The organism is Serratia sp. S4, assembly GCF_000347995.1.
In the GTDB taxonomy this organism is placed as follows: domain Bacteria; phylum Pseudomonadota; class Gammaproteobacteria; order Enterobacterales; family Enterobacteriaceae; genus Serratia; species Serratia quinivorans.
This window is the reverse complement of record NZ_KB661120.1, coordinates 26,330-49,505: the sequence shown is the minus strand read 5'-3', so window position 1 is coordinate 49,505 and position 23,176 is coordinate 26,330. Positions and strand designations below refer to the sequence as shown.

Sequence of the window (23,176 nt, the reverse complement as noted above, 5' to 3'; positions counted from 1 at the left end):
CATTTTCACCGGCCTATACTGTTCAGCGTCGGTCGTTCCGGCAACCTCATTCAGGCAGGAGCAAAGTTATGAACACCCCGTCTCATTCGATTCACCATGCCGCAGCCGAAGGCTACCAGGCCAACGCCGATCGTTACGTTAAAGGGCGTCCGGACTATCCGCCGGAGATAACTACCTGGCTACGCGACACCATCGGCCTGCACACCGGTATGACGGTGATCGATCTCGGCGCCGGAACCGGCAAGTTCACTCCGCGCCTGTTGGAAACCGGTGCGCAGGTGATCGCCGTCGAACCCGTGGCCCAAATGCTGGAAAAGCTCTCGGCGGCGCTGCCGCAGGTGAAAACATTGGCGGGCACCGCGGAGTCAATCCCATTGCCGGATGAATCGGTCGACGCCGTGGTTTGCGCGCAGTCCTTCCACTGGTTTGCCACGCCGCGTGCTTTGGCCGAAATCCAACGTATCCTCAAGCCAGGAGGCAAGCTTGGCCTGGTGTGGAACATGCGCGATGCGCGCGTGAGCTGGGTGCGTAAGCTCAATCAGATTGTCGACCGTCACGAAGGCGACGCACCGCGTTTCTACACCGGTGAATGGCGTAAACTTTTCCCGACCAAAGGATTAGAACCGCTGCAGGAACAGGTGTTTATGCTCGGCCACCAGGGCGCAGTAGAAGATGTGATTTATAACCGGGTGCGCTCCACCAGTTTTATCGCCGCCTTGCCGCTCGAGCAGCAGGAACAGGTGATCGAACAGATTCGGCAGTTGGTGGCAGAGGAAGGGGAACTGCAGGGCAAAGACACTGTGACCGTGCCCTATCAGACCAAAGCGTATTTCACCACCAAGCTTTGAAAACCGGGCGCCACAATCAACGGCGCCCCGGCAATCAGAATGCTTTTCTGGCGTAGCCGGTGACCACTTTCAGGCCCATTTCGCGGCCCAGTGCGGTCATCGGATGCACCACGATCAGGCCGCGCACGTTTTTCTTCAACGTGCCCATATCCGCCTGCTCTTTCTTGGTGATTTCACGATTGAACGGCAGTTGGCTCAGCTTTTGCGCTTCGGCGCTCAGCTTCTCAACGCGCACGCCTTTCAGGCGCTCGATCTCCGCAGCCATCTTCTCTTTTTCTTTGGTGTGCTGAGCAATCAGGTCAAGATTCCCCTGTTGGATAATCAGGGTGTCTTTGTGCTTGAGTGCGTCCAGCAGGTCGCTAAGGCGCTTAATCTCTGCCTTTTCTATTTCTTTCATGGTTTCTGGCCTGTTGTGCCGATACGGCACGCTAATCAATGATGTCCACATTGTAGCAAAATGCGCGCGTGGTTACTCGTCTTGCGCAATGCCCGGCGGCAAGCCGCTCATCTCGCAGGCTTTGGCACCGACACGCGCCAGTGCCTGGCTGTAACGGGCATTAAACGGGTAGCAACAGGAAAGCCGCAACGCGTTACGATAGCGGCCACTGGGGGAATACAGCGTGCCGGGCGTCAGGCAAATCTGTTCCTCCAGCATCTGATGGAATAGCGCTACGCTGTCGACCCCGACCGGGAACTCCACCCAGAATACAAAACCGCCCGCGGGTTGTGTCGCCCGGGTACCACGTGGGAAGTGACGCGCAATCAGCGCCCGCGCCTCATCCACCTGAGCGGCGTAGCGTTTTCGCAGGTTGCGCAGATGGTGATCGTAGCCGCCGGTTTCCAGAAACATCGCCAGGGTCTCCGACAGCAGCTGCGACTCGGACATAGACGACACCGCCTTCAGTTTGCGCAACGCCTCGTTAAAGCGGCCACCGCTGATCCAACCGATGCGGAAGTCCGGTGCCAGGGTCTTGGTAAAGCTGGAGCAGAACAGCACCCAACCGTCACGATCGAAAGATTTTACCGCCGGGGACAGCGCATTGCCGAATTGCAGCTCGGCGTACAACCCATCTTCAATCAAGGGCACCTGGTGATCGTTCATCAACCGCGCCAACCGTTTTTTCGCCGCCAGCGGCATGGTGCAGCCCAGCGGATTTTGCACCGTCGGCATGGCAATCACCGCATTCAGCCGCTTCTCATTGAGCAACAGTTCCAGCGCATCCAGCGACAGCCCGTGCTGCGGATCGGTAGGAATTTCCAGCGCCTTCAGCCCCAGGCTGGCCAGCAGCGGCAGCAGATAAAAATAGGTCGGTGATTCCAGGCCGATACAATCACCCGGTTTGGTGGTCACCCGCAGCGCCAGTTGCAGCGCCTCCATACAGCCATGAGTCAGCGTGATATCGCCGGGCTCCAGCAGCATGCCCAGCGCCATCGAACGACGAGTGATTTGCTGTCGTAGCCTCAGGCTACCCGGCGGTAGTGCATATTGGCCGATCAAATTCGGCTGACGGCGTAACTGCGACGACAGCATCCGCCCCAACTTGCCGCCGGGATAAAAATCAGAAGTCTGCGGGCAGGCCAGCGAAAGATTGGTGAACGCCGGATTTTGCTGAGCGGCAAACACCGTGTCGATCAACGCCAGTACGTCATCCGCCGGTGGCTCTATTCGGCTGCTGGTCGGTGAAGCGGCCTTCAGCGCCGGTAAGGTGTTACACACATAAAAACCGGACTGTGGCCGTGCCTCTATCAGCCCGCGATCTTCCAGCGTGCGGTAAGCCGCCACCACGGTATTGATACTGACGCTGTGGCTCTGCGCACAGCGGCGCACCGAAGGTAAACGGCTGCCGGGTAGCAGCGTGCCGCGGCGTATGGCTTCTGCCAGCGTATCCGCCAGCTGCTGGTAGCGCGTTTCCGGCATTTCATCGAGCAAGGTCACAGTTTGTCTCCAGGTAATGGGTACAGTTTGAATTTGCTACAACTGTATCCATGACAATAGCGGGTTTTTGGTTCTGTCACCATCTGCCCGTAGGTTTTATGCTGGTTCCCTTGCTTCTTAGCCTTAAAAGGAACCCGTTATGCTGGACTCCGCCTTTATCAGTTATGTCACAGTCATGTCGATCACCCCTGGCCCCAACAACCTGCTGCTGGCCTCGTCCGGGGTCAATTTTGGGCTGCGTCGCACCCTGCCGATGGTGTTTGGCATTAGCGTCGGCTGTGCGGTGCAACTGGCCCTGACCACCACCCTGCTGGCGCTGATCCTGAGTTCGGCCGCCATGATCCGCTTTCCGTTAGCGGTGATCGGTTGCACCTATCTGCTGTGGCTATCATGGAAATTATTCAGGGCAGCCTCGCCCGACGGCAAGCAGCAGGCACAGCCGATGCGCTTAATCAGCGGCGCGCTGTTTCAGGCGGTGAATCCCAAAGCCTGGCTGATGGCGATTAACGTCGCCATTCTGTTCACCCCGCGAGAAGGTGCCAGCCTTGGCCATACGCTGATGATCATTGCCGGTTTCACCGCCCTGAACATTCCTTGCGTCCTGGTATGGGCGATATTGGGCGATCGGCTGCGTGATGCGCTGCGCGTAACCTGGAAACTGCGGTTGTTTAACGGCGTCATGGCGGGCTTGATGGCAGCCACGGCACTGTGGCTGTTATTTGACGAGTGGCGCGCGGCCTTTGCTTAATTGCGGCCGAGCGGGGAAAGCCGGGACGGTTGTTTGGCACCGATACCGGCGATCAGATCGGTGACCGACAGTACCATTGTGGAACGTAACACCTGCTGGTATCGCTGACGCTGCATGGCGATCAGCGATTCTTCCGCTTCGCCGGGCTGCAGGAAGGTCGGTACCGGCGGCAGCGCAGCCACGCAATGCAGTTCGCCGAACGGCCCGAGGATTTCATCATCGACAAAACGGTATTCCGCCCCGTCGTGGTTCAGTTCTTCGCGCATCGCCATCAGCAGTTCGGCGTCTTCATATTCGTGACGTGAAATCACCCCCAGCCCATACATCAGCTTCAGGCGTACCGACAGCTCACCCAATGGACCGGCGCCGGACAATAGCGGTTCGACGGCATACTTCACCGCATAGTCATCTTTGCGGAACACCTGCACCACCAGCACGTTCAGCGCCTCCGCCAGCAGCTCTACCGCCGCGATCAGGAAACTGCGCACCGTCTTGCCTGCGTTCAGCCGTTCCAGAACCTTATTTTCAAATGCCTGTGCTTCTTCCATCGTCGCTTTTCGAATGGCCTGGGTGGCGCCGTCAATGCCGAAGTCGGGGTGTAGGGGCGCAACTTGCTGCGCCCGAAGATTCATCATATTGAATCTACTTTTGCATGGCGTTATACACAGCAACCGCCTGTTCTACAACCTCACTTTCCGCCGGCAGGCCGGAAATTTGCGCCAGCGCCGCTTTTGGCCCCAGTTTGGCCAGCAGTTCCACCAGCTCTTTGGCCTGCGGATCCTGCTCGCTGCGGTAGCTCATGGCGGCGGCAATACCCTGGATCAGGTTGGCGTGCGGCAGACCGTACTCCAGCGTGCCGAGCAGCGGCTTGATCAGGCGATCGCCGGCGCTCAGCTTGCGCAGCGGCTGACGGCCCACGCGCTCCACGTCGTCTTGCAGATAGGGGTTTTCAAAGCGGCTGAGGATTTTGTCGATGTAAGCGGCGTGCTTGGCGGCGTCAAAACCATAGCGTTTGATCAGCACCGCACCGCTCTCTTCCATCGCGCCTTTCACCACCTGGCGGATTTTCGGGTCAAGAATGGCATCGCGAATGGTCTGCAGGCCGGCCTGTTGCCCAAGATAGGCGGTAATCGCATGGCCGGTATTGAGCGTGAACAACTTGCGCTCAACAAACGCCATCAGGTTGTCGGTCAGTTCCATACCGGCAATCGCCGGTGGCTGGCCCTTGAACTGGGTTTGATCGACAATCCACTCGCTGAAGGTTTCTACCGTCACTTCCAGCGGATCGCTGCTGCCCGCTTCCGCTGGCGGTACAATGCGGTCAACCGCCGAATCAACGAAGCCCACATGCTGTAGGGCCCATGCCTGCTCCTCCTGCGGCAGGACATCAAACACGTGCTGTTTTAACTGGCTGGTGCCCCGCACCATGTTCTCACAGGCGATGATGTTCAGCGGTTGGCTATTGCCCTGCTGGTGACGCTTGCTCAGCCCTTTGGCGATAGTCCCGGCAATTTTAGCCAGGATCTGCGGCCCCACTGCGGTGGTCACGATATCCGCTTCGGCGATCAGCGCAACCGCCTCTTCACTGCCGCTGTTCACTGCGCTGACGTTGTTGACCTGTTCGACCCTGGCCTGTTCGCCGACCACGTGCACCTGATAACTTTTGCGGCTGTTCAGCAGGTCCAGCACCGTCTGGTTGACGTCGGCAAAGGTCAGTTCGGCCTGCGCGTCCGCCAGCAGCTTGCCGATAAAACCACGGCCAATATTTCCCGCACCGAAATGTAATGCTTTCATATTCCTACCTTTCTAATGTCGAAGGGTGCAGCAAGCTGCACCCCTTAAAATGATTCTGTTATCCGCGTTTTTTGCCGCCCAGCAGATCCAGCACTTCCTGCACGCTGCTGGTATTCGCCAGCCGCTCGATGACGCCGTCGTCATCCAACGCATTGGTCAGGCTGGTGATCACCTGGATATGTTCGTTATTGCGTGCGGCAATACCGATGACCAGCCGCGCCACCTCGTCCTCTTCATCACCGAAACGCACGCCCTGCGGGTATTGGCAGAACACCACGCCAGTGCGCAGTACCCGGTCTTTGGCTTCGATGGTGCCGTGCGGCACGGCGATCGACTCGCCCAGATAGGTGGAGGTCAGTTTTTCGCGCTCCAGCATCGCAGGAACGTATTCCGGCTCAACGTAGCCGCCCTTGACCAGTTGCTCACCGGCAAAGCGGATCGCCTGTTCCTTGTCGCTGGCCTGCAGGTTAAGGAACACGTTGCTTTCGCTGAGGCGGAACAGGTTTTGCTCGCTCGCTTCAAAGCTGTCGTCAAGCCGGCTGATGACTTTCTGTTGGTTATCGGTGGTTTTGTTGGCCGCCACCAGACGCTCGGTCAGATCGCTGTACAGCTTGCTGTCGAGGAAGTTGGTCAGCGAGATATGCTGGGCCTGAGGCGCGTGCCGCATCGCTCGCTCGGTCAGGTCGCGGTGAGTGATCACCAGATCCACATCGTCCGGCAGGCTATTGATGGCGCTGTTGGTCACCGAGATATTTTTCAGCCCGGCATCCGCCACTTTTTTACGCAGCACCCCGGCCCCCATCGCACTGGAGCCCATACCGGCATCGCAGGCAACGATGATTTTACGTACCGTGGTCAGGTCACCATCGACCGCTGCATGAGCCGCCGCGCCGCCTTTAGACTGCGACTTCATTTCTTGCATACGGCGAGTCGCCTCTTCCAGATCGTCCTCTTCTTTCACTTTTGAGGTTTTCAGCAGGAAGCCCGCGACCACAAACGACACCACAAAGGCCGCACCGATAGCCGCCAGGTTAGCGAAATAAGCGCCCTTCGGCGTCATCGCCAGCACCGCCAGAATCGAACCCGGTGAAGCCGGAGAGACCAGACCGCCGTTCAACATGGTCAGGGTGAATACGCCGGTCATGCCACCCAGGATCACCGCCAACAGCAGACGTGGGTTCATCAGCACGTACGGGAAGTAGATTTCGTGGATACCACCGAAGAAGTGAATGATCGCAGCACCACCGGCAGACTGCTTGGCACTGCCGCGACCAAAGAACATGTAGGCCATCAGCACGCCCAAACCCGGGCCTGGGTTGGCTTCGATCAGGAAGAAGATGGATTTGCCGGTTTCGGTCGCCTGCTGGATGCCCAGCGGTGAGAAGATACCGTGGTTAATCGCGTTGTTGAGGAACAGGATTTTCGCCGGTTCCACGAAGATTGACGCCAACGGCAACAGGTTGTTGGTCACCATGATGTTCACGCCGGTAGCCAGGATATGCGACAAGCCTTCGACCAGCGGACCAATCGCCATAAACGACAGGATAGCCAGCAGCATACCGATAATGCCGGCGGAGAAGTTGTTCACCAACATCTCAAAACCGCTTTTGATTTTGCCGTCTACCCAGCGGTCAAAATGCTTGATCGCCCAGCCGCCCAGCGGGCCGGCAATCATCGCACCGAGGAACATCGGCATGTCTGCACCGACAATCACGCCCATGGTGGTGATGGCACCGACCACGCCGCCGCGATCGCCCCCCACCAGACGGCCACCGGTGAAACCGATCAGCAGCGGCAGCAGGTAAGTGATCATCGGGCCAACCAACTTGGCTAAGGTTTCGTTCGGCAGCCAACCGGTAGGAATAAATAACGCGGTGATGATACCCCAGGCGATAAATGCGCCAATGTTGGGCATCACCATGTTGCTTAAGAAGCGGCCAAAGTTCTGAACTTTGACTTTGATGTCTGGTGAAAACATAAAACACACCCCTATTGTTACGCGCTGACAATAGAGCGCGTGATTATTGTTGTTACGATCCAGCTGTGTTGTGGCTGTATGCGAAATGGACTCTATCACGCTGTTTTTACCGTGCGAACTTCACGGATTTTTTGTGATGCAGATCACCAACAACACCCCATCCAATAGGCATTTATAGTGATATACATCACATTTAATCGGTGTAGAAAAAATACAACGCGCCAAATTCGCCCTAAAATCCCGACATAATGCGACGTCGATCACATTTTCATATTGCGTGTTTGTTTTTAAATTGTGACATCAATCACAATTTATTTGCTGATGGCTACCGGATCCTGGCCTGGGGGTGTTCTTCCCTGTGAGCATTCATCCCGTCGGGAAATAACAGTGCGATGAATGAAAGAAAACTACATGTCGGAAAAAGGTGATTAATTGAAGTGTAGTACAGAAGCGACGCGCAAGAAGTGAGCAAGTGATTGGAAAGACAGGGAGGGAACAGCGGAAGGGAAATAGCAGAAGCCGGAATACCGGCTTCTGCATTGACACTATTACTGGGTGACGCTTGAGACGGTTTTCTGTGCGTTCAGTAAATCCTGCTGCTTGGCGACCAGATTCGACATCATGGTGTTGTACTGCGTTGCCTGCTGGGAAGTACGGAATTGCACGCCGTTATTGTTAAAGCTCACCTGATTACCCTGTGTACGCAGGAAATCCCCAACCTGCACCAGATCCTGAACGAAACTGGCGGTAGCAGGAATAACCGGCATCAGCGCATTGGCCGGCCCGGTGACGATTTTGTCGTAGGCCTGGTTATACACGGCTTTCAGATCGTCAGGTTGCTTCAACGTTGCCCGGGCGGTATCCGCCTGTGACTTGGCTGACTGGATCTGCTGCCCCAGCAGGTTCAGCGCCCCAACGGACTGTTGCAACGAATCGCGCTTGCTCATGTAGTCCTGTGCGGTGCGGATCTGGTTGATTTGATCCAACGCCGGCGTCAGGCTGGCGTCCAGTGACTTGGACAACTGCTGTGAAAAGCCGACCAAAATAGCGTAATCACCGGCATAGTTGCCGAACTTCTGTTTCTGATCTTCGCTCAGCGTCGGGATTTTCGCGCCGCTGCGCATCACCGTATTCTGTATGTAATCAATAAACGCCTTGCGTTGTTCCGGCTCTTTATCGCCGCAAGCAGTCAGCTGCATGACCACCAACAATGCCAATACCGGGGCCAACCAACGCGCGAAATTCCTGCTCTGGATCCCTACCGCCATGTGACATAACTCCTGTTATAAACCTGCTTTTTCATCGGACTCCGTCCCTTTTGCTGCACTCCCTGCGCCTATAAGAATAGATCAACTGAATGCGATCCGATACGCGATTCACCTTTCGGGGCTTATTCTTCGGTGAAAGGGAAGTAATAGCGATACCTGAAACCAGGTCGAACATGATTTGAGAGCGCTGAAATCAAGCCCTACCCCCCAAGTCAGCCCCCAAGTCACCCCCCAAGTCGGTGAGCTATTGGCAGCGTTAAAAGAAACAGGTTTGACACAAAACCGCCCACTGCACCGACAGCAATAAAAAAGGCGCCCTGAGGCGCCTTTCACAGCAGAACCGCTTATTGCAGCACGGAGATATCCGCGACCTGCAGGAACAGCTCACGCAGTTTGCTCAGCAGCGTCAGACGGTTCACACGCACCGCTTCGTCTTCTGCCATCACCATCACGTTGTCAAAGAACGCATCGACCGGCTCACGCAGGTCTGCCAGCTCCACCAGCGCATCCTGATAGTTGCCTGCCGCAAAATACGGCTCCAGCTTATCGCGCAGTACCACCAGATGGGTCGCCAGTTGGATCTCAGCCGCTTCTTTCAATACCGAGGCGTGTACACGATCATTGAGCGTATCGGTAGATTTGGCCAGGATATTGGAAACGCGTTTGTTGGCCGCAGCCAGCGCAGCTGCCGCTTCCAGGGTACGGAAATGGGTCACCGCTTTGACGCGCGCATCGAAGTCCGCCGGTTTGGTTGGACGACGTGCCAACACCGCCTGAATGGTGTCAACCGCGTGGCCTTCTTCCTGATACCAGGCGCGGAAACGGCCCAGCATAAACTCAACGACCTCGTCGACCACCTTGGCGTTGGTCAGCTTGCTGCCGTACAGGCGCACGGCCTCTTCGGTCAGGGTCTGCAGATCCAGCGTCAGGTTTTTCTCAACGATAATACGCAGCACGCCCAGCGCAGCACGGCGCAGTGCAAACGGGTCTTTATCGCCTTTCGGATGTTGCCCGATGCCGAAAATACCGGCCAGGGTATCCATCTTGTCGGCGATCGCCAGCGAACAGGCCACCAGCGACTCCGGCAGTGCATCACCGGCAAAGCGCGGCTGGTACTGTTCGTTCAGCGCAACGGCCACGTCTTCAGCTTCGCCGTCATGACGCGCGTAGTGCATGCCCATCACGCCCTGGGTGTCGGTGAATTCGAAGACCATGTTGGTCATCAGATCGCACTTCGACAGCAGGCCCGCACGGGTAGCGTGGTTAACGTCAGCACCAATCTGACCGGCAACCCAGCCCGCCAGCGCCTGAATACGGTCGGTCTTGTCGCGCAGGGTGCCCAGTTGCTGTTGGAACAGCACGGTTTCCAGACGCGGCAGGTTGTCTTCCAGACGTTTTTTGCGGTCGGTGTTAAAGAAGAACTCTGCATCGGCCAGACGCGGACGCACTACCTTCTCGTTACCGGAAATAATCTGCTGCGGATCTTTGGATTCGATATTGGCCACGAAGATAAAGTTCGGCAGCAGTTTGCCCGCGGCGTCATACACCGGGAAATACTTCTGGTCGCCTTTCATGGTGTACACCAGCGCTTCCGCCGGCACCGCCAGGAATTTCTCTTCGAATTTGGCGGTCAACACCACCGGCCATTCCACCAACGAGGCCACTTCTTCCAGCAGGCTTTCGCTCAGATCGGCCTTGCCGCCAATGGTCGAAGCAGCCAGCTCGGCATCACGCTTGATCATTGCCTTACGGGTTTCGTAATCGGCGATCACCTTACCGCGCTCCAGCAGGATCTGCGGATATTGGTCGGCATTGTCGATAGTGAATTCCGCTTCACCCATGAAACGGTGGCCGCGAACCGTACGGGCAGAATCGATGCCCAGCACGGTGCCAGGGATCAGTTCCGCACCCAACAGCATCGTCACGGTGTGCACCGGACGCACAAACTGCACGTCGGAATCGCCCCAGCGCATCAGTTTCGGGATCGGCAGCTTGGCCAGAGAATTGCTGACCATGCCCGCCAGCAGCGCTTGCGCGGATTGGCCTTTAACATGGGCGCGATACAGCAGCCATTCACCTTTGTCGGTCACCAGGCGTTCGGCCTGATCGACGGTAATACCGCAACCGCGTGCCCAACCTTCGGCCGCCTTGCTTGGCTTGCCTTCGGCGTCAAACGCCTGGGCAATGGCCGGACCGCGTTTTTCGACTTCACGATCGGCCTGTGCAGCGCTCAAATTGGCCACTTTCAGCGCCAGACGGCGCGGAGCGGCAAACCAGCTCACTTCGCCGTGTTCGAGGTTGGCGCTATCGAGCTCGGCGGTAAAATTCGCGGCAAAAGCTTCTGCCAGTGAACGAAGAGCCTTCGGCGGCAGCTCTTCCGTGCCGATTTCCACCAGGAAAGTCTGTTGAGTCATGGCTGCCTCTTAGCTCTTGTTCTTTTTGCACATTGGGAAGCCCAGCGCTTCGCGAGAAGCGTAGTAGGCCTCGGCCACGGCTTTGGTCAGCGTGCGGATACGCAGAATATAACGCTGACGCTCGGTCACCGAGATCGCCTTGCGCGCATCCAACAGGTTGAAGGTGTGGCCGGCCTTCAGAATACGTTCGTAAGCCGGCAGCGGCAGTGGTTTCTCCAGCGCCAGCAGCGACTGGGCTTCTTTCTCGTACTGCTCAAAGCAGGAGAACAGGAAGTCCACGTCGGCGTATTCGAAGTTGTAAGTGGACTGCTCCACTTCGTTCTGATGGAACACGTCGCCATAGGTGGTCACACCCAGCGGGCCGTCGCTCCACACCAGATCGTAGACGCTGTCCACGCCCTGGATATACATCGCCAGACGTTCCAGACCGTAGGTGATCTCGCCGGTTACCGGTTTGCACTCCATGCCGCCGACCTGCTGGAAGTAAGTGAACTGCGTCACTTCCATGCCGTTCAGCCACACTTCCCAGCCCAGGCCCCAGGCGCCAAGCGTCGGGTTTTCCCAGTTATCTTCCACGAAGCGGATGTCGTGAATGGTCGGATCCAGACCCAGCTCTTTCAACGAGCCCAGGTACAGTTCCTGAATGTTGTCCGGCGATGGCTTAATCACCACCTGGAACTGGTAATAGTGTTGCAGACGGTTTGGGTTTTCACCGTAGCGGCCGTCGGTCGGGCGGCGGGACGGCTGCACGTAGGCGGTAGCCATTGGCTCCGGCCCCAGTGCGCGCAGGCACGTCATCGGGTGTGAGGTTCCCGCGCCGACTTCCATGTCCAATGGTTGAACGATGGTGCAGCCCTGGCGCGCCCAATAGTCCTGCAGTGTCAGGATCAGGCCCTGAAAGGTCTTGGTATCAAACTTTTGCATGTTGAATTCGCACGCGATACAAGTGGATTTAAATGGGATGCGCCAGTATACCCGTTGACCGTAAGATATACAGCCCGAATCCGGTAACAAGTGCGAATCATCAAAGAAGCGCAGTGTTTTTACGCACTGAAATGGGGCAAATGCGCCTGCATGGCACGGTTTCCCCCTGCGAATACACCACTGCCCCCCGCCCTCCATGATCTCCGAGACTGGCACTAACCTTGCTAGCGTCCTGATAACCAACATTTCAGGAGGTTCGCTGATGACTACCGCCTTAACCGACAGCCGCTATCGCTACCGTATTTTCGCCATGGTGTTCTTTATTGCGTTGATCAACTACGTCGATCGCGGTGCGTTGTCCTTCGCCGCCAACGATATCTCCCGAGAATTCGACTTCAACAAGGCCCAACTGGGCGCCGTGCTGGGCTACTTCGGCTTTGGCTATTTGTTCGGTTCGCTGTGCGGCGGTTTTCTGGCCGACCGCGTCGGCACCAAAAAGGTCTGGCTGATCGCCGGGGCGCTGTGGTCGCTGCTGGAGATCGCCACCGCCTGGGCGGGCGAACTGGGGGTAGCACTGTTCGGAGGGTCGGCGATCATGGGTTTCGCCGCGCTGCGCATCATGTTCGGCTTTGCCGAAGGCCCGGCCTATGCGCTGATGAACAAAACCATCGCCAACTGGGCACCGCGCAAAGAGCGTGGGTTTTCGCTGGGCATCGGCCTGCTGAGCACTCAGGTGGGGTCGCTGCTGACCGCACCGCTGGCGGTGGGGCTACTGCTGCTGACCGATGACTGGCGCAGCATGTTTATGCTGCTGGGTCTGTTCTCGCTGATCGCCATTCTGCTGTTTGCCCGTTTCTTCACCGACACGCCGGAGGAGCACCCTGAAGTCAATGCCGTCGAACTAGCAGCCATTAGCGCCGATCAGGACGCAAACAGCCAGCAACCACGCCTGCCGTGGTGGGCTTTCTTCACCAACCGCACCTTGGTGTTTAACGCCCTGGGCTACTTCTCTTTCCTCTATGTCACCTTTGTGCTGGTGACCTGGGGCCCAAAATACCTGCAAGACACCTTTGATTACGATCTGCACTCGCTGTGGTATGTGGCGATGATCCCTTGGAGCGGCGCCTGTTTCACCGTGCTGCTCGGCGGCCGCATCGCCGACGCGCTGCTACGACGCTTTGGCAACCTGCGGCTGGCGCGCAACCTGTTCGCGGCAGTCACCTTGCTGCTGACCGCCACCTGCTTCCTGCTAATCCCCTTTATGAGCACGCCGACAGAAATCATTCTGCTGATGACGCTGGGTAACGCGCTGAATGCGCTGGTGAATAATGTGTATTGGTCGGTGGTGATCGACGTCACGCCCAAGGCTTCGGTGGGTGCCTACAGCGGCATGACGCTGGCGATCGCCAATATTGCCTCGATCACCGCACCGATGCTGAGCGGCTGGCTGGCACAACACCACGGTTATGGCGCGATGTTCTTCGCCACCGCCGTGGTGTCCTTCTGCAGCATGCTGTGCATGACCCTGCTACAGCCGGAAAGAAAGATAGTGGCCGATGGCGCGCTGCCCAATCGCCCTGGTGTGCAGCAAACGGCTCCCTAAGCGATTAGGCTTCGACACTCAAAACCGCGCACTGACGCCGACGTTATACATAAACTGTTCGCCGCTGCTCAGGCCGCCGGTCTGCGAAACGGTGGCGAACGCAGCCACCTGATCGGTCAGCGGCATGTTCGCTCCCAGGGTCACATCCACCCAGTTTTTATCCTGATTGGCGCTGTCGCGGGTAAAAGAGGTCTGGGTGGACTTCAGGCCGCCGCCGGCCCGATAGACATCATCGCCAAACTGATGCTGATAGCTCACCTCGGCGTACGGGTTAAACAGGCCGAAATTGCTGTCTAACCGCCAGCCCAGCGCACCAATCTGCGAATGATAGTTCTGGTCGTTAAACCTCATGGCGGTGCTGTCGTTGCCGTCCTCGCTGTAACCGGAGACGTTACTGTAATCCCAGGCGAACTGCGCCATCGGCCCGGTGGTCAGGTAGGAGGTCACGGGGAAGTCATAACCGGCGGTGACCCGCGCGCCCCACTGCTTGCCATCGGTGCTGCCGGTTTCGGTGCGGGTTAACGACCCTAGCTGCATGCTGCGGCGAATATCATCGTAGTCCATCGTCGCGTAGTGCAGATCGGCATTCACCCAACCGTGCTCAAACACATCCAGGGCGGTAAAGGCCGAGAACAGCAGGCCACGCGCCTTATAGTCGTAGCGGCTGGAAGGCTGCTGATCGTCATTGGAGCCGGAAATCAGCGCACCGATCAGCCAACCGTCGGTCAACTGGTAATCCACCCCGACCGTCAGATTATGGGTGGTGGCGTTGCCGTCACCTGCCGCCAGATTGGCAGAATAGTCATAGTGTTGTCCGGCATAACCGCCGAACACGCCCAGCGCCCCTTGCGGATTGCCGCCATTGCGCAACTGTTGGAAACGGCTGTCGAGGGTAGCGCGGCTATCACGCGCCATGGCCGCCGTCGCCTGATTCAGCGCCACCACCTGCGCCGGGCCGTCCAGCACCGCCTGAATATAATCGGCGATCAGTTGATGTGCCTGCGGGCTGGGGTGGAAATGATCGGCAAACAGATAGGATTGGCTGCTGTCAAAACCCGGCATGGTGGAGCTGCACACCGCAGAAGAGACGCCCGGCGGGCAGGCCATGCCGGCGGTATTGGTAAAGCCAAACTGCGTCGGATTGGCAATCGCCTCGCTAAACAGTTTGTTGACATCAACCCGAACGATATTACCGCTGCCCTGTGCCAGCAGGCGGTCTTCGTTCTGGTTATAAAAATCGGTCAGTTGCCCGGCCTGAGCACTCAGGCTGTCAAAGGCGGCAATCAGCTGTGCGGCAATCGCCTGCTGCACCTGCGGTATGGCACTGCCCTGCGCCGCAGCGGCCGTCAGCGCCTGGTGGATGGCCTGAGTTCGCGAGTCATTGTCCGGGGTCGCCAGCGAATTCAGGGTGGCGTAGGCCGCCTGCACTGCCGCGTTTTGCACCGGCGTCAGCGCCTGCTGGATAATCAGCTCCATCAGCTGCGGCGTAGAGCCAATATTCGGCACCGTCGGGACAATCACCGTTCCGGCACCGGCATTTAACAACGAGTGAACCTGCGCTGCAGCGGCGGCCGCACTGTTGTAGGCCACTCCCGGCGCAGTCGTCGGATTTAACGCCGCCGCCGCCAGGTCGTTGCCGCCAATCCAGTGAATATACAGCCCATCACCGTCGGCCCGGCCATTGACCCGGTTGAGGTAGCTCTGCACCTGATCCTGAGTGTTATCCGCCGGGTTAAGCGCCGGTACCGCCACGCCACCACCCGCGGCATAGTTGTCACCGCCGTTATCCGATGCCACCAGCGCGGCACCAATACGTTGCGCCAGCACTTCGTCGTATAACAGATGTTTATTGCTGTCGTAGGTAAAGCGGCCATTGTTGCCGGTGTCGCTCAGACTGTCGCCGAAGACGTAGAGTTGGTCGTAGGCCAGCGCTGAGGTCGTCATACTGCATAATATTGCCACTGCAAGCACCGCCGGGCGGGGCATACGAGTTATTTTTAGAGGCATGAACAGACTCCTGAGAGCCAAGCAAATGAAGGAAAATACATTTTTATCATTGGCCTTTTTGGCTACCGGCCATCTAGTAAATATTGCTGGCTTTTTCGCCACGTCAAGCCGGTCGTTGATAAAACAATCAGGGGCTTGCCAAGTTCGCAACTTCGGGCGATGCTTACTGTAAATAAACACAGCACAAGGACAGTCAGTATGATCAACGAACGTTGCGGTTGGGTGACGGCAGATCCGTTATATCTCGAGTATCACGACAAGGAATGGGGCGCACCGACTACCGATGCGCGTGAACTGTTCGAAATGCTGTGTCTGGAAGGGCAACAGGCCGGACTGTCCTGGATCACCGTGCTAAAGAAACGTGAAAACTACCGTCGTGCCTTCCACAACTTCGATCCACACCGGGTGGCGGCCATCAGCGAACAAGAGGTGGAAACGCTGCTGCAGGACAGCGGTATCATCCGCCACCGGGGCAAAATCGAGGCCATCATTGCCAACGCCAGGGCCTATCTGGCGATGGAAGCAGCCGGTGAAGACTTCGTCAGCTTTATCTGGACCTTTGTCGACGGCAAGCCACTGCTCAACCGTTGGCAACAATTGAGCGAAGTACCGGCGAAAACCGAACGCTCGGACGCCATGTCCAAGGCGCTGAAAAAGCGCGGCTTCAAATTTATCGGATCCACCACCTGTTATGCCTTTATGCAGGCCAGCGGGCTGGTGAACGATCATCTGACCGGATGCCTCTGCTACCCAAAGCCGTAGCGATCCACCCTTGCGGCCCGGCCGATCTGCCGCGGCTGATGGCCCTGTGGTTGCCCAGCACCATCGCCGCCCATCCGTTCGTGAAGGAAAGCTACTGGCGGGAAAGCGCAACGCTGGTACGGGAAAACTACCTGCCGCGAGCGCACAGTTGGGCGTATTGGCATGAGGGGGAGATCGTCGGCTTCATTAGCGTGTTGGATCAGCGCTTCATTGGCGCGCTGTTTGTTGAACAGGCGTTTCACGGTCGCGGCGTCGGACAGGCGCTGATGGCGCACGTACAACAACGCTATCCCCAGCTGAGCCTGGAAGTGTATCAGGAGAATCTGCGCGCCTGCGCGTTCTACCACAAGCAGGGTTTCCAGGTAACACAGCGCCTGTTAAATGAAGAAACTCAAGCCTATACGTTGCTCATGAACTGGGCCGCCAGCGTTTGATTCTTGTCACTTCTGGCTAAAAACAGCGCACTCCGCACCGGGGTGCGTTCAATTCAGAATCCGCTGCATGGTATTCCCCTCCGTTTTACCGGATAACAAGCGCAGCCCGTGAGCCGCTTATAATTTGTCACGTTTTTTTCCGGAACTGCCGGAGGAGATACGCGTCATAGTAGCGCCGCAACCTGGCGTGCCAGGCGGCCAACGGTTTTTTTAGCGTCCCCGAGATTGGACCGACGCACACAGATTCTGATGCCACAAAGGAAAAAACATGAATAAACGCATTGCGATTATTGCCGGCGCGGTGAGCCTTGCGCTCACGCTGTCAGCCTGTACCACCAACCCGTACACCGGGGAATCTGAAGCCGGAAAATCCGGCATTGGCGCAGGGATCGGCGCGGCATTGGGCGCAGGCGTCGGCATGCTGTCCTCGTCGAAAAAAGACCGCGGCAAAGGCGCACTGATTGGTGCCGCTGCCGGTGCAGCACTGGGCGGCGGTGCCGGTTATTACATGGACGTGCAGGAAGCCAAACTGCGCGACAAAATGAAAGGTACCGGCGTTAGCGTGACTCGTCAGGGCGACAATATCGTGCTGAACATGCCAAATAACGTCACCTTCGACAGCAGCAGCGCTACCCTGAAACCGGCGGGTGCCAATACCCTGACCGGCGTGGCCATGGTGTTGAAGGAATACCCGAAAACGGCGGTTAACATCATCGGCTACACCGACAGCACCGGTTCCCGTGCGCTGAACATGACCCTGTCGCAGCAACGTGCCGACGGCGTCGGTAGCGCGCTGATCACCCAGGGTGTTGCGGCCAACCGCGTCCGCACCTCAGGTGCCGGTCCGGACAACCCAATCGCCTCCAACAGCACCACGGAAGGCAAGGCGCAAAACCGCCGCGTTGAAATCACCCTCAGCCCGCTGCAGTAATCCCGTGCGGGGCGCTCTGCCCCGCCACTTCCTGTCCCCCGCCGCTCCGCCATTGGGCATTCCGGCTCTGCGCCGGGTGTGTTAGTCTCCTTGGCAATTAACCACAGGGGAGATCGGCTGTGAGCAGTGTTAAGGCAATTCGCGCCTCGGGGCGGGCCACCATCAGCGATGTGGCGAAAACCGCCAAGACGGGTAAAACCAGCGTATCGCGCTATCTCAATGGTGAGCAGCACCTGCTTTCTGACGATCTCAAACAGCGCATCGAACAGGCGATCCACCAGCTCGACTATCGGCCCAGCCAGATGGCACGCAGCCTGAAGGGCGGCCAAACGCGGCTGATTGGCCTGATCATCGCCGACATCACCAATCCCTACTCGGTGGACGTAATGCGCGGTATCGAAGCGGCCTGCCGCCAACACGGTTTTACCCTGCTGGTGTGTAATACCAATAACGAGGTCAATCAGGAACAGCACTACCTGCAATTGCTTAGCAGTTACCGGGTAGAGGGCATCGTGGTCAATGCCGTCGGTATGCGCGAAGAGGCGCTGTCGACCCTGCAACAATCGATGCTGCCGATGGTGCTTATTGACCGCAAAATCTCTGATTTCGCCTGCGATGTGGTGGGCCTCAACAATCACGAAGCGGCCACCGTCGCCACGGAACACCTGCTGCAACAGGGTTTCGAAGCCATTTTGTTTCTCAGCGAGCCAATCGGCACGGTCAATACCCGCCTGGAAAGGCTGCACGCCTTTAACCAGACCATGGCGCAACATGCCGGACTGTTGGCCGAACAGGCCGAAACTCCGCTTAACGACGTTAAGCAGCTGGAAGGCGTGATCCACGACTTTAACGCTCGCCATCGCGGTATGCGCAAGGCGGTGATTTCCGCTAATGGTGCCCTGACGCTGCAGGTGGCACGCGCCATGCGCCGATTGGGTATCCAGTGGGGCAGCGATATCGGCCTGCTGGGCTTTGACGAACTGGAATGGGCCGAACTGGCTGGGGTGGGCATCACTACCCTGAAACAGCCCACCTATCAAATGGGCCATGCCGCGCTGGAGCAACTGGTGCAACGTATTCAGGGCCTGAATACCCCCATCAGCGAACAGATGTTCCCCGGTGAACTGATCGTGCGCGGCTCCACCACCCGATAATCTCTCCCTTTTCCCGCAGGGGCGCGAGCTGTGCGCCCCTTACATCGCAGTATCCAGACTATTTTTTGCTCAGGTTCGTGACTGCGATCATATTTTTACACTCTGTCGCTTTTGTCTGGAACCGGTACCATTTAACGTGTGGTTAACAGTATCGGTGGGACTGACACCACCTCAGGAGCAAAAATGACCAGAGAAATTATCATAGTGACCGGCGCCTATGGCACCGATACCGTCCAGCAGCTCGGTGGCCAGGCCGCTTTACTGCCGATTATCGCCGGTGCAGGTGCCGACGGCGTAGAAATTCGCCGCGAACTGTTTTCTGCTCAGGATCTAGAGGCCCTGCCGGCTCTGGCTCAGGCCATCGAACAGCAGCAACTGTTTGCCGTTTATTCCGCACCTGAAGCCCTGTTTACCCCGCAGCATACGCTGAACCCAAATCTGCCTGCACTGCTGGCGGAAGCCCAGACGCTGAACGCACGCCAGTTAAAATTATCCCTGGGCCATTACCAGCCAGGCTTCGATTTTACCGAACTGAAAGTGGCACTGGAGCAGCATCCGGTCAGCCTGGTGGTGGAAAATGACCAGACCCCGGACTGCGGCATTCTGTCACTGCTGAACGCCTTTTTCCACGCGGCGGAAGATAACCGTCTGCCGGTCAGCATGACTTTCGATATGGCCAACTGGCACTGGGTGGGCCAAGACGCCTTCGCCGCCGCCGAGCGCCTGGCCCGCCACGTCAGCTACGTTCACGTTAAAGCCGCCACTCATAGCCTGAAAGGCTGGCGTGCCGTGGCGCTGGATGACAGTGACGGTAAATGGCGTGAGTTGCTGACCCGTCTGCCGCAGGATGTTCCACGTGGCATTGAATTCCCATTACAGGGTGACAGTCTGGAAGACGTAACCCGCTACTACGTTAACCTGCTGCGTGCGGAGTAAAACATCATGACAACGCTGACAGCCGCGCATAGCGCACCATTGGACGTCGTCACCCTGGGTGAAGCCATGGCCATGTTCGTGGCAAGCCAAACCGGCGATATGGCGGAAGTGGAAACCTTCACCAAACGCATTGCCGGTGCCGAACTGAACGTGGCGATCGGTCTGGCACGTCTGGGCCTGAACGTCGGCTGGGTCAGCCGCGTCGGCAATGACAGTTTCGGCCGCTTCGCCCTGCAACAATTGAAAAAAGAAGGCATTAACGCCCAGCAGGTAACGGTAGACGGCAATTATCCGACCGGTTTTCAGATCAAATCTAAAACCACGGATGGTACCGATCCCAAGGTGGAGTATTTCCGCAAAGGTTCGGCGGCCAGTCATCTTTCAGTGGACGATTTCAACCGCGAATACTTCGGTTCCGCTCGCCATCTGCACCTGAGCGGCGTAGCGGCGGCCCTGTCCGGTCAGTCGCTGGCGCTGTGTCACCATGCCGCACGTGAGATGCGTGCGATGGGTAAAACCATTTCGTTCGACCCTAATTTGCGTCCGGTGCTGTGGTCCAGCCAACAGGTGATGATCGAACAGCTCAATAAGCTGGCATTTGCCGCCGACTGGGTGCTGCCGGGGCTGAAAGAAGGGCAAATCCTCACCGGCCAATCAACGCCGGAAGGCATTGCCGATTTTTACCTGGAGCGCGGCGTACAGGCGGTGATTATCAAAACCGGCCCGGACGGCGCCTGGTTTAAAACCGCCGCCGGCGACCAGGCGGCCGTAGCCGCCATTAAAGTCGACAACGTAGTGGACACCGTGGGGGCAGGCGACGGTTTTGCCGTCGGCACCCTTAGCGCCCTGCTGGAAGGCAAAACGCTGAAACAGGCGGTTCAACGCGGTAACAAAATCGGCTCGCTGGCGATCCAGGCCATCGGCGACAGCGAAGGCTTGCCGACCCGCGCAGCACTGGCTGAATAAATATAACAAACATAATCGGTTAACCGACTTCTCCACATGACGTGTACCTCTGGCCCTACAACCAGGACGCGTTGAGAGAACACTGAGGAATCTGAACATGAACAAAGCGACTATCGCGGCTAAACGCTGGTGGTACATCATGCCCATCGTGTTTATCACCTACAGCCTGGCCTATCTCGACCGCGCCAACTTCAGCTTTGCTTCGGCCGCCGGCATTAATGACGATCTGGGCATCACCAAGGGCATGTCCTCGCTGCTGGGCGCGCTGTTTTTCCTCGGCTATTTCTTTTTCCAGATCCCCGGCGCTATCTATGCCGAACGCCGCAGCGTTAAAAAACTGATTTTCTGGTGCCTGATCCTGTGGGGGGCCTGCGCCTCACTGACCGGCATGGTCAGTAATATCCCCATGCTGGCCGCTATCCGCTTTATCCTCGGCGTGGTGGAAGCCGCGGTCATGCCGGCGATGCTGATTTACATCAGCAACTGGTTCACCAAATCAGAACGCTCACGCGCCAATACCTTCCTGATCCTCGGCAACCCGGTCACGGTGCTGTGGATGTCGGTGGTTTCCGGCTACCTGATCCACGCCTACGGCTGGCGTGAAATGTTCATCTTTGAAGGCATTCCGGCGGTGATCTGGGCATTCTGCTGGTGGGTGCTGGCCAAAGACAAACCCGCCCAGGCCAAATGGCTGAGCGACAATGAAAAGCAGGCGTTGCAGCAACAGCTGGAAGAAGAACAAAAAGGCATTAAAGCGGTGCGTAACTACGGTGAAGCCTTCCGTTCACGCAACGTTATTTTGCTGTGCGCACAGTACTTTGCCTGGAGTATTGGCGTGTATGGCTTCGTGCTGTGGTTGCCCTCCATCCTGCGCAGCGGCATGCAGATGGGTATGGTGGAAGCCGGCTGGCTTTCGGCGGTGCCTTACCTGGCGGCGACTATCGCCATGATCCTGGTGTCCTGGGCCTCCGACAAAATGCAAAACCGTAAGCTGTTCGTCTGGCCGCTGTTGCTGATTGGCGCGCTGGCTTTCTTCGGCTCTTACGCCGTCGGCGCCAACCATTTCTGGGTCTCTTACACCCTGTTGGTGATTGCCGGAGCCGCTATGTATGCCCCTTATGGGCCTTTCTTCGCCATCATTCCTGAAATGCTGCCGAAAAACGTTGCCGGTGGCGCTATGGCACTGATCAACAGCATGGGTGCGCTGGGCTCCTTCTTCGGCTCGTGGTTTGTCGGTTATCTGAACGGCGCTACCGGTAGCCCGGCGGCTTCTTATATGTTTATGGCCATTGCCCTGCTGGCGGCGGTGGTGCTGACGCTGGTCGTCAAACCCGCTCGCAACGAGGCCCAGCCACAACTGGCCTGATCTACCTGAATGACCGGGGTGACGGGCGCTACGCCCTTCACCCTTTTTGCTTTATGTTATGTTGGATCCCCAACGTCCTAATCGTTAGCTTGCTGGAGTTCGTGATGAAGCCTTCTATCGTTTTATACAAAAACATCCCCGCCGACCTGCGTGAACGACTGGAACAGCACTTCACCGTGCACGCCTTCGACGGCCTGACCCCGGATAACCACGATGAGCTGCGCCAGGCGTTGCAACAGGCGGAAGGGATCATCGGTTCCGGCGGTAAAATTGATGAGGCTTTCCTGCAGCAGGCGCCAAAACTGCGTGCGGCCTCAACCATTTCCGTCGGTTACGACAATTTCGACGTCGACGCGCTTAATGCCCATAACGTGCTGCTGATGCATACCCCTACCGTGCTGACCGAAACCGTCGCCGATACCATCATGAGTCTGGTGCTGGCGACAGCGCGCCGGGTGGTGGAAGTGGCCGAACGGGTAAAGGCCGGCGAATGGCAGGGCAGCATTGGGGCCGACTGGTTTGGCACCGATGTACATCACAAAACCATCGGCATTCTCGGGATGGGCCGAATTGGCCTGGCGCTGGCGCAACGTGCGCACTTCGGCTTCGGCATGCCGGTGTTGTATAACGCCCGCCGCACGCACGAAGAAGCCGAGCAACGTTTTAACGCCCGCCGCTGTGACCTGGATACGCTATTGGCTGAATCCGATTTCATCTGTATTACGCTGCCGCTGACGGATGAAACCTTCCATATGATCAGCCGTGACCAACTGGCGAAAATGAAAAAGAGCGGCATCCTGATCAACGCCGGTCGTGGCCCGGTGGTGGACGAAGCCGCGCTGATAGAAGCGCTGCAGAACGGGACCATCCATGCCGCCGGGCTGGACGTGTTCGAAAAAGAGCCGCTGCCGGTGTCTTCTCCGCTGCTGACGCTGCCAAACGTAGTGGCACTGCCGCATATCGGTTCTGCGACCCATGAGACCCGCTATGGCATGGCCGAATGTGCCGTCGACAACCTGATTGCCGCCCTGACCGGCACGGTCAAAGAAAACTGTGTTAATCCGCAACTGCTGAAGAAATAGTCATGAAGGGCGGCGCCCGCCGCCC

20 protein-coding genes are annotated in these 23,176 nt (G+C 57.7%); 11 read left to right on the top strand and 9 right to left on the bottom strand.

Features of this window, described 5'->3' with window-relative positions; genetic code table 11:
* The first annotated feature begins 68 nt into the window (after positions 1-68).
* Positions 69-848, top strand: coding sequence for a class I SAM-dependent methyltransferase (locus SERS4_RS0100865; protein ID WP_017891172.1), 780 nt, complete (start codon positions 69-71; stop codon positions 846-848).
* Between the two features lie 34 nt (positions 849-882).
* On the opposite strand, the gene SERS4_RS0100860 is transcribed toward SERS4_RS0100865, so the two are convergent.
* Together SERS4_RS0100860 and SERS4_RS0100855 are read right to left on the bottom strand one after the other, a co-directional pair.
* Entirely contained in the window at positions 883-1,245 is a 363-nt protein-coding gene (locus SERS4_RS0100860; RefSeq protein WP_017891171.1) for a YibL family ribosome-associated protein, read from the bottom strand.
* A 72-nt stretch (positions 1,246-1,317) separates the two neighbouring features.
* Positions 1,318-2,784, bottom strand: a complete 1,467-nt coding sequence (locus SERS4_RS0100855) for a PLP-dependent aminotransferase family protein (protein ID WP_012004549.1) — start codon at positions 2,782-2,784, stop codon at positions 1,318-1,320.
* A 139-nt stretch (positions 2,785-2,923) separates the two neighbouring features.
* Here SERS4_RS0100855 and SERS4_RS0100850 point away from each other — a divergent pair, with 139 nt between their 5' ends.
* Positions 2,924-3,532 carry a LysE family translocator gene (locus SERS4_RS0100850; RefSeq protein ID WP_012004548.1) on the top strand — a complete coding sequence of 203 codons (609 nt, stop codon included), beginning with the start codon at positions 2,924-2,926 and terminating at the stop codon, positions 3,530-3,532.
* On the opposite strand, the gene SERS4_RS0100845 is transcribed toward SERS4_RS0100850, so the two are convergent.
* The 6 genes from SERS4_RS0100845 to glyQ form a co-directional block, all read right to left on the bottom strand.
* The gene (locus SERS4_RS0100845; protein ID WP_012004547.1) at positions 3,529-4,080 is read right to left on the bottom strand and encodes an MltR family transcriptional regulator; all 552 of its coding nucleotides are present in this window, start codon (positions 4,078-4,080) and stop codon (positions 3,529-3,531) included. The two genes, SERS4_RS0100850 and SERS4_RS0100845, sit on opposite strands and share 4 nt — an antisense overlap.
* Positions 4,081-4,174: 94 nt before the next feature.
* On the bottom strand, positions 4,175-5,326 hold the full coding sequence (locus SERS4_RS0100840; protein ID WP_017891169.1) for a mannitol-1-phosphate 5-dehydrogenase: 1,152 nt from the start codon (positions 5,324-5,326) through the stop codon (positions 4,175-4,177).
* Positions 5,327-5,384: 58 nt separating this feature from the next.
* On the bottom strand, positions 5,385-7,304 hold the full coding sequence (locus SERS4_RS0100835) for a PTS mannitol transporter subunit IICBA (RefSeq protein WP_017891168.1): 1,920 nt from the start codon (positions 7,302-7,304) through the stop codon (positions 5,385-5,387).
* Between the two features lie 548 nt (positions 7,305-7,852).
* Positions 7,853-8,572 (bottom strand): DUF3053 domain-containing protein, encoded by a 720-nt coding sequence (locus tag SERS4_RS0100830; RefSeq protein ID WP_012004544.1) that lies wholly within the window; start codon positions 8,570-8,572, stop codon positions 7,853-7,855.
* A gap of 344 nt (positions 8,573-8,916) precedes the next feature.
* A complete protein-coding gene (gene glyS / locus SERS4_RS0100825; RefSeq protein WP_012004543.1) occupies positions 8,917-10,986 on the bottom strand; it encodes a glycine--tRNA ligase subunit beta in 2,070 nt (689 codons plus the stop codon).
* Between the two features lie 9 nt (positions 10,987-10,995).
* Entirely contained in the window at positions 10,996-11,910 is a 915-nt protein-coding gene (glyQ, locus tag SERS4_RS0100820) for a glycine--tRNA ligase subunit alpha (protein ID WP_012004542.1), read from the bottom strand.
* 262 nt (positions 11,911-12,172) lie between these two features.
* Here glyQ and SERS4_RS0100815 point away from each other — a divergent pair, with 262 nt between their 5' ends.
* The gene (locus tag SERS4_RS0100815) at positions 12,173-13,513 is read left to right on the top strand and encodes an MFS transporter (protein ID WP_017891167.1); all 1,341 of its coding nucleotides are present in this window, start codon (positions 12,173-12,175) and stop codon (positions 13,511-13,513) included.
* An 18-nt stretch (positions 13,514-13,531) separates the two neighbouring features.
* Here SERS4_RS0100815 and SERS4_RS0100810 read toward each other — a convergent pair whose 3' ends face one another.
* A complete protein-coding gene (locus tag SERS4_RS0100810; RefSeq protein WP_026142140.1) occupies positions 13,532-15,520 on the bottom strand; it encodes an autotransporter domain-containing esterase in 1,989 nt (662 codons plus the stop codon).
* Positions 15,521-15,718: 198 nt separating this feature from the next.
* Here SERS4_RS0100810 and SERS4_RS0100805 point away from each other — a divergent pair, with 198 nt between their 5' ends.
* The 8 genes from SERS4_RS0100805 (at position 15,719) to ghrB (ending at position 23,151) form a co-directional block, all read left to right on the top strand.
* A complete protein-coding gene (locus SERS4_RS0100805; RefSeq protein ID WP_017891165.1) occupies positions 15,719-16,282 on the top strand; it encodes a DNA-3-methyladenine glycosylase I in 564 nt (187 codons plus the stop codon).
* Positions 16,258-16,716 (top strand): N-acetyltransferase, encoded by a 459-nt coding sequence (locus tag SERS4_RS0100800; protein ID WP_017891164.1) that lies wholly within the window; start codon positions 16,258-16,260, stop codon positions 16,714-16,716. The genes SERS4_RS0100805 and SERS4_RS0100800 overlap by 25 nt, the downstream gene beginning before the upstream one ends.
* Positions 16,717-16,984: 268 nt before the next feature.
* Positions 16,985-17,647, top strand: coding sequence for an OmpA family lipoprotein (locus SERS4_RS0100795; RefSeq protein ID WP_017891163.1), 663 nt, complete (start codon positions 16,985-16,987; stop codon positions 17,645-17,647).
* 137 nt (positions 17,648-17,784) lie between these two features.
* Complete coding sequence (locus SERS4_RS0100790) at positions 17,785-18,801, top strand: LacI family DNA-binding transcriptional regulator (RefSeq protein WP_037410627.1); 1,017 nt, start codon at positions 17,785-17,787, stop codon at positions 18,799-18,801.
* 183 nt (positions 18,802-18,984) lie between these two features.
* A complete protein-coding gene (locus SERS4_RS0100785; protein WP_017891161.1) occupies positions 18,985-19,737 on the top strand; it encodes a sugar phosphate isomerase/epimerase in 753 nt (250 codons plus the stop codon).
* A 6-nt stretch (positions 19,738-19,743) separates the two neighbouring features.
* Positions 19,744-20,703, top strand: a complete 960-nt coding sequence (locus SERS4_RS0100780; RefSeq protein WP_012004532.1) for a sugar kinase — start codon at positions 19,744-19,746, stop codon at positions 20,701-20,703.
* Positions 20,704-20,800: 97 nt separating this feature from the next.
* Entirely contained in the window at positions 20,801-22,069 is a 1,269-nt protein-coding gene (locus SERS4_RS0100775) for an MFS transporter (RefSeq protein ID WP_017891160.1), read from the top strand.
* Positions 22,070-22,173: 104 nt separating this feature from the next.
* Positions 22,174-23,151: a glyoxylate/hydroxypyruvate reductase GhrB gene (ghrB, locus tag SERS4_RS0100770; protein WP_017891159.1), complete on the top strand. Its 978-nt coding sequence runs from the start codon at positions 22,174-22,176 to the stop codon at positions 23,149-23,151.
* Positions 23,152-23,176: the final 25 nt, after the last annotated feature.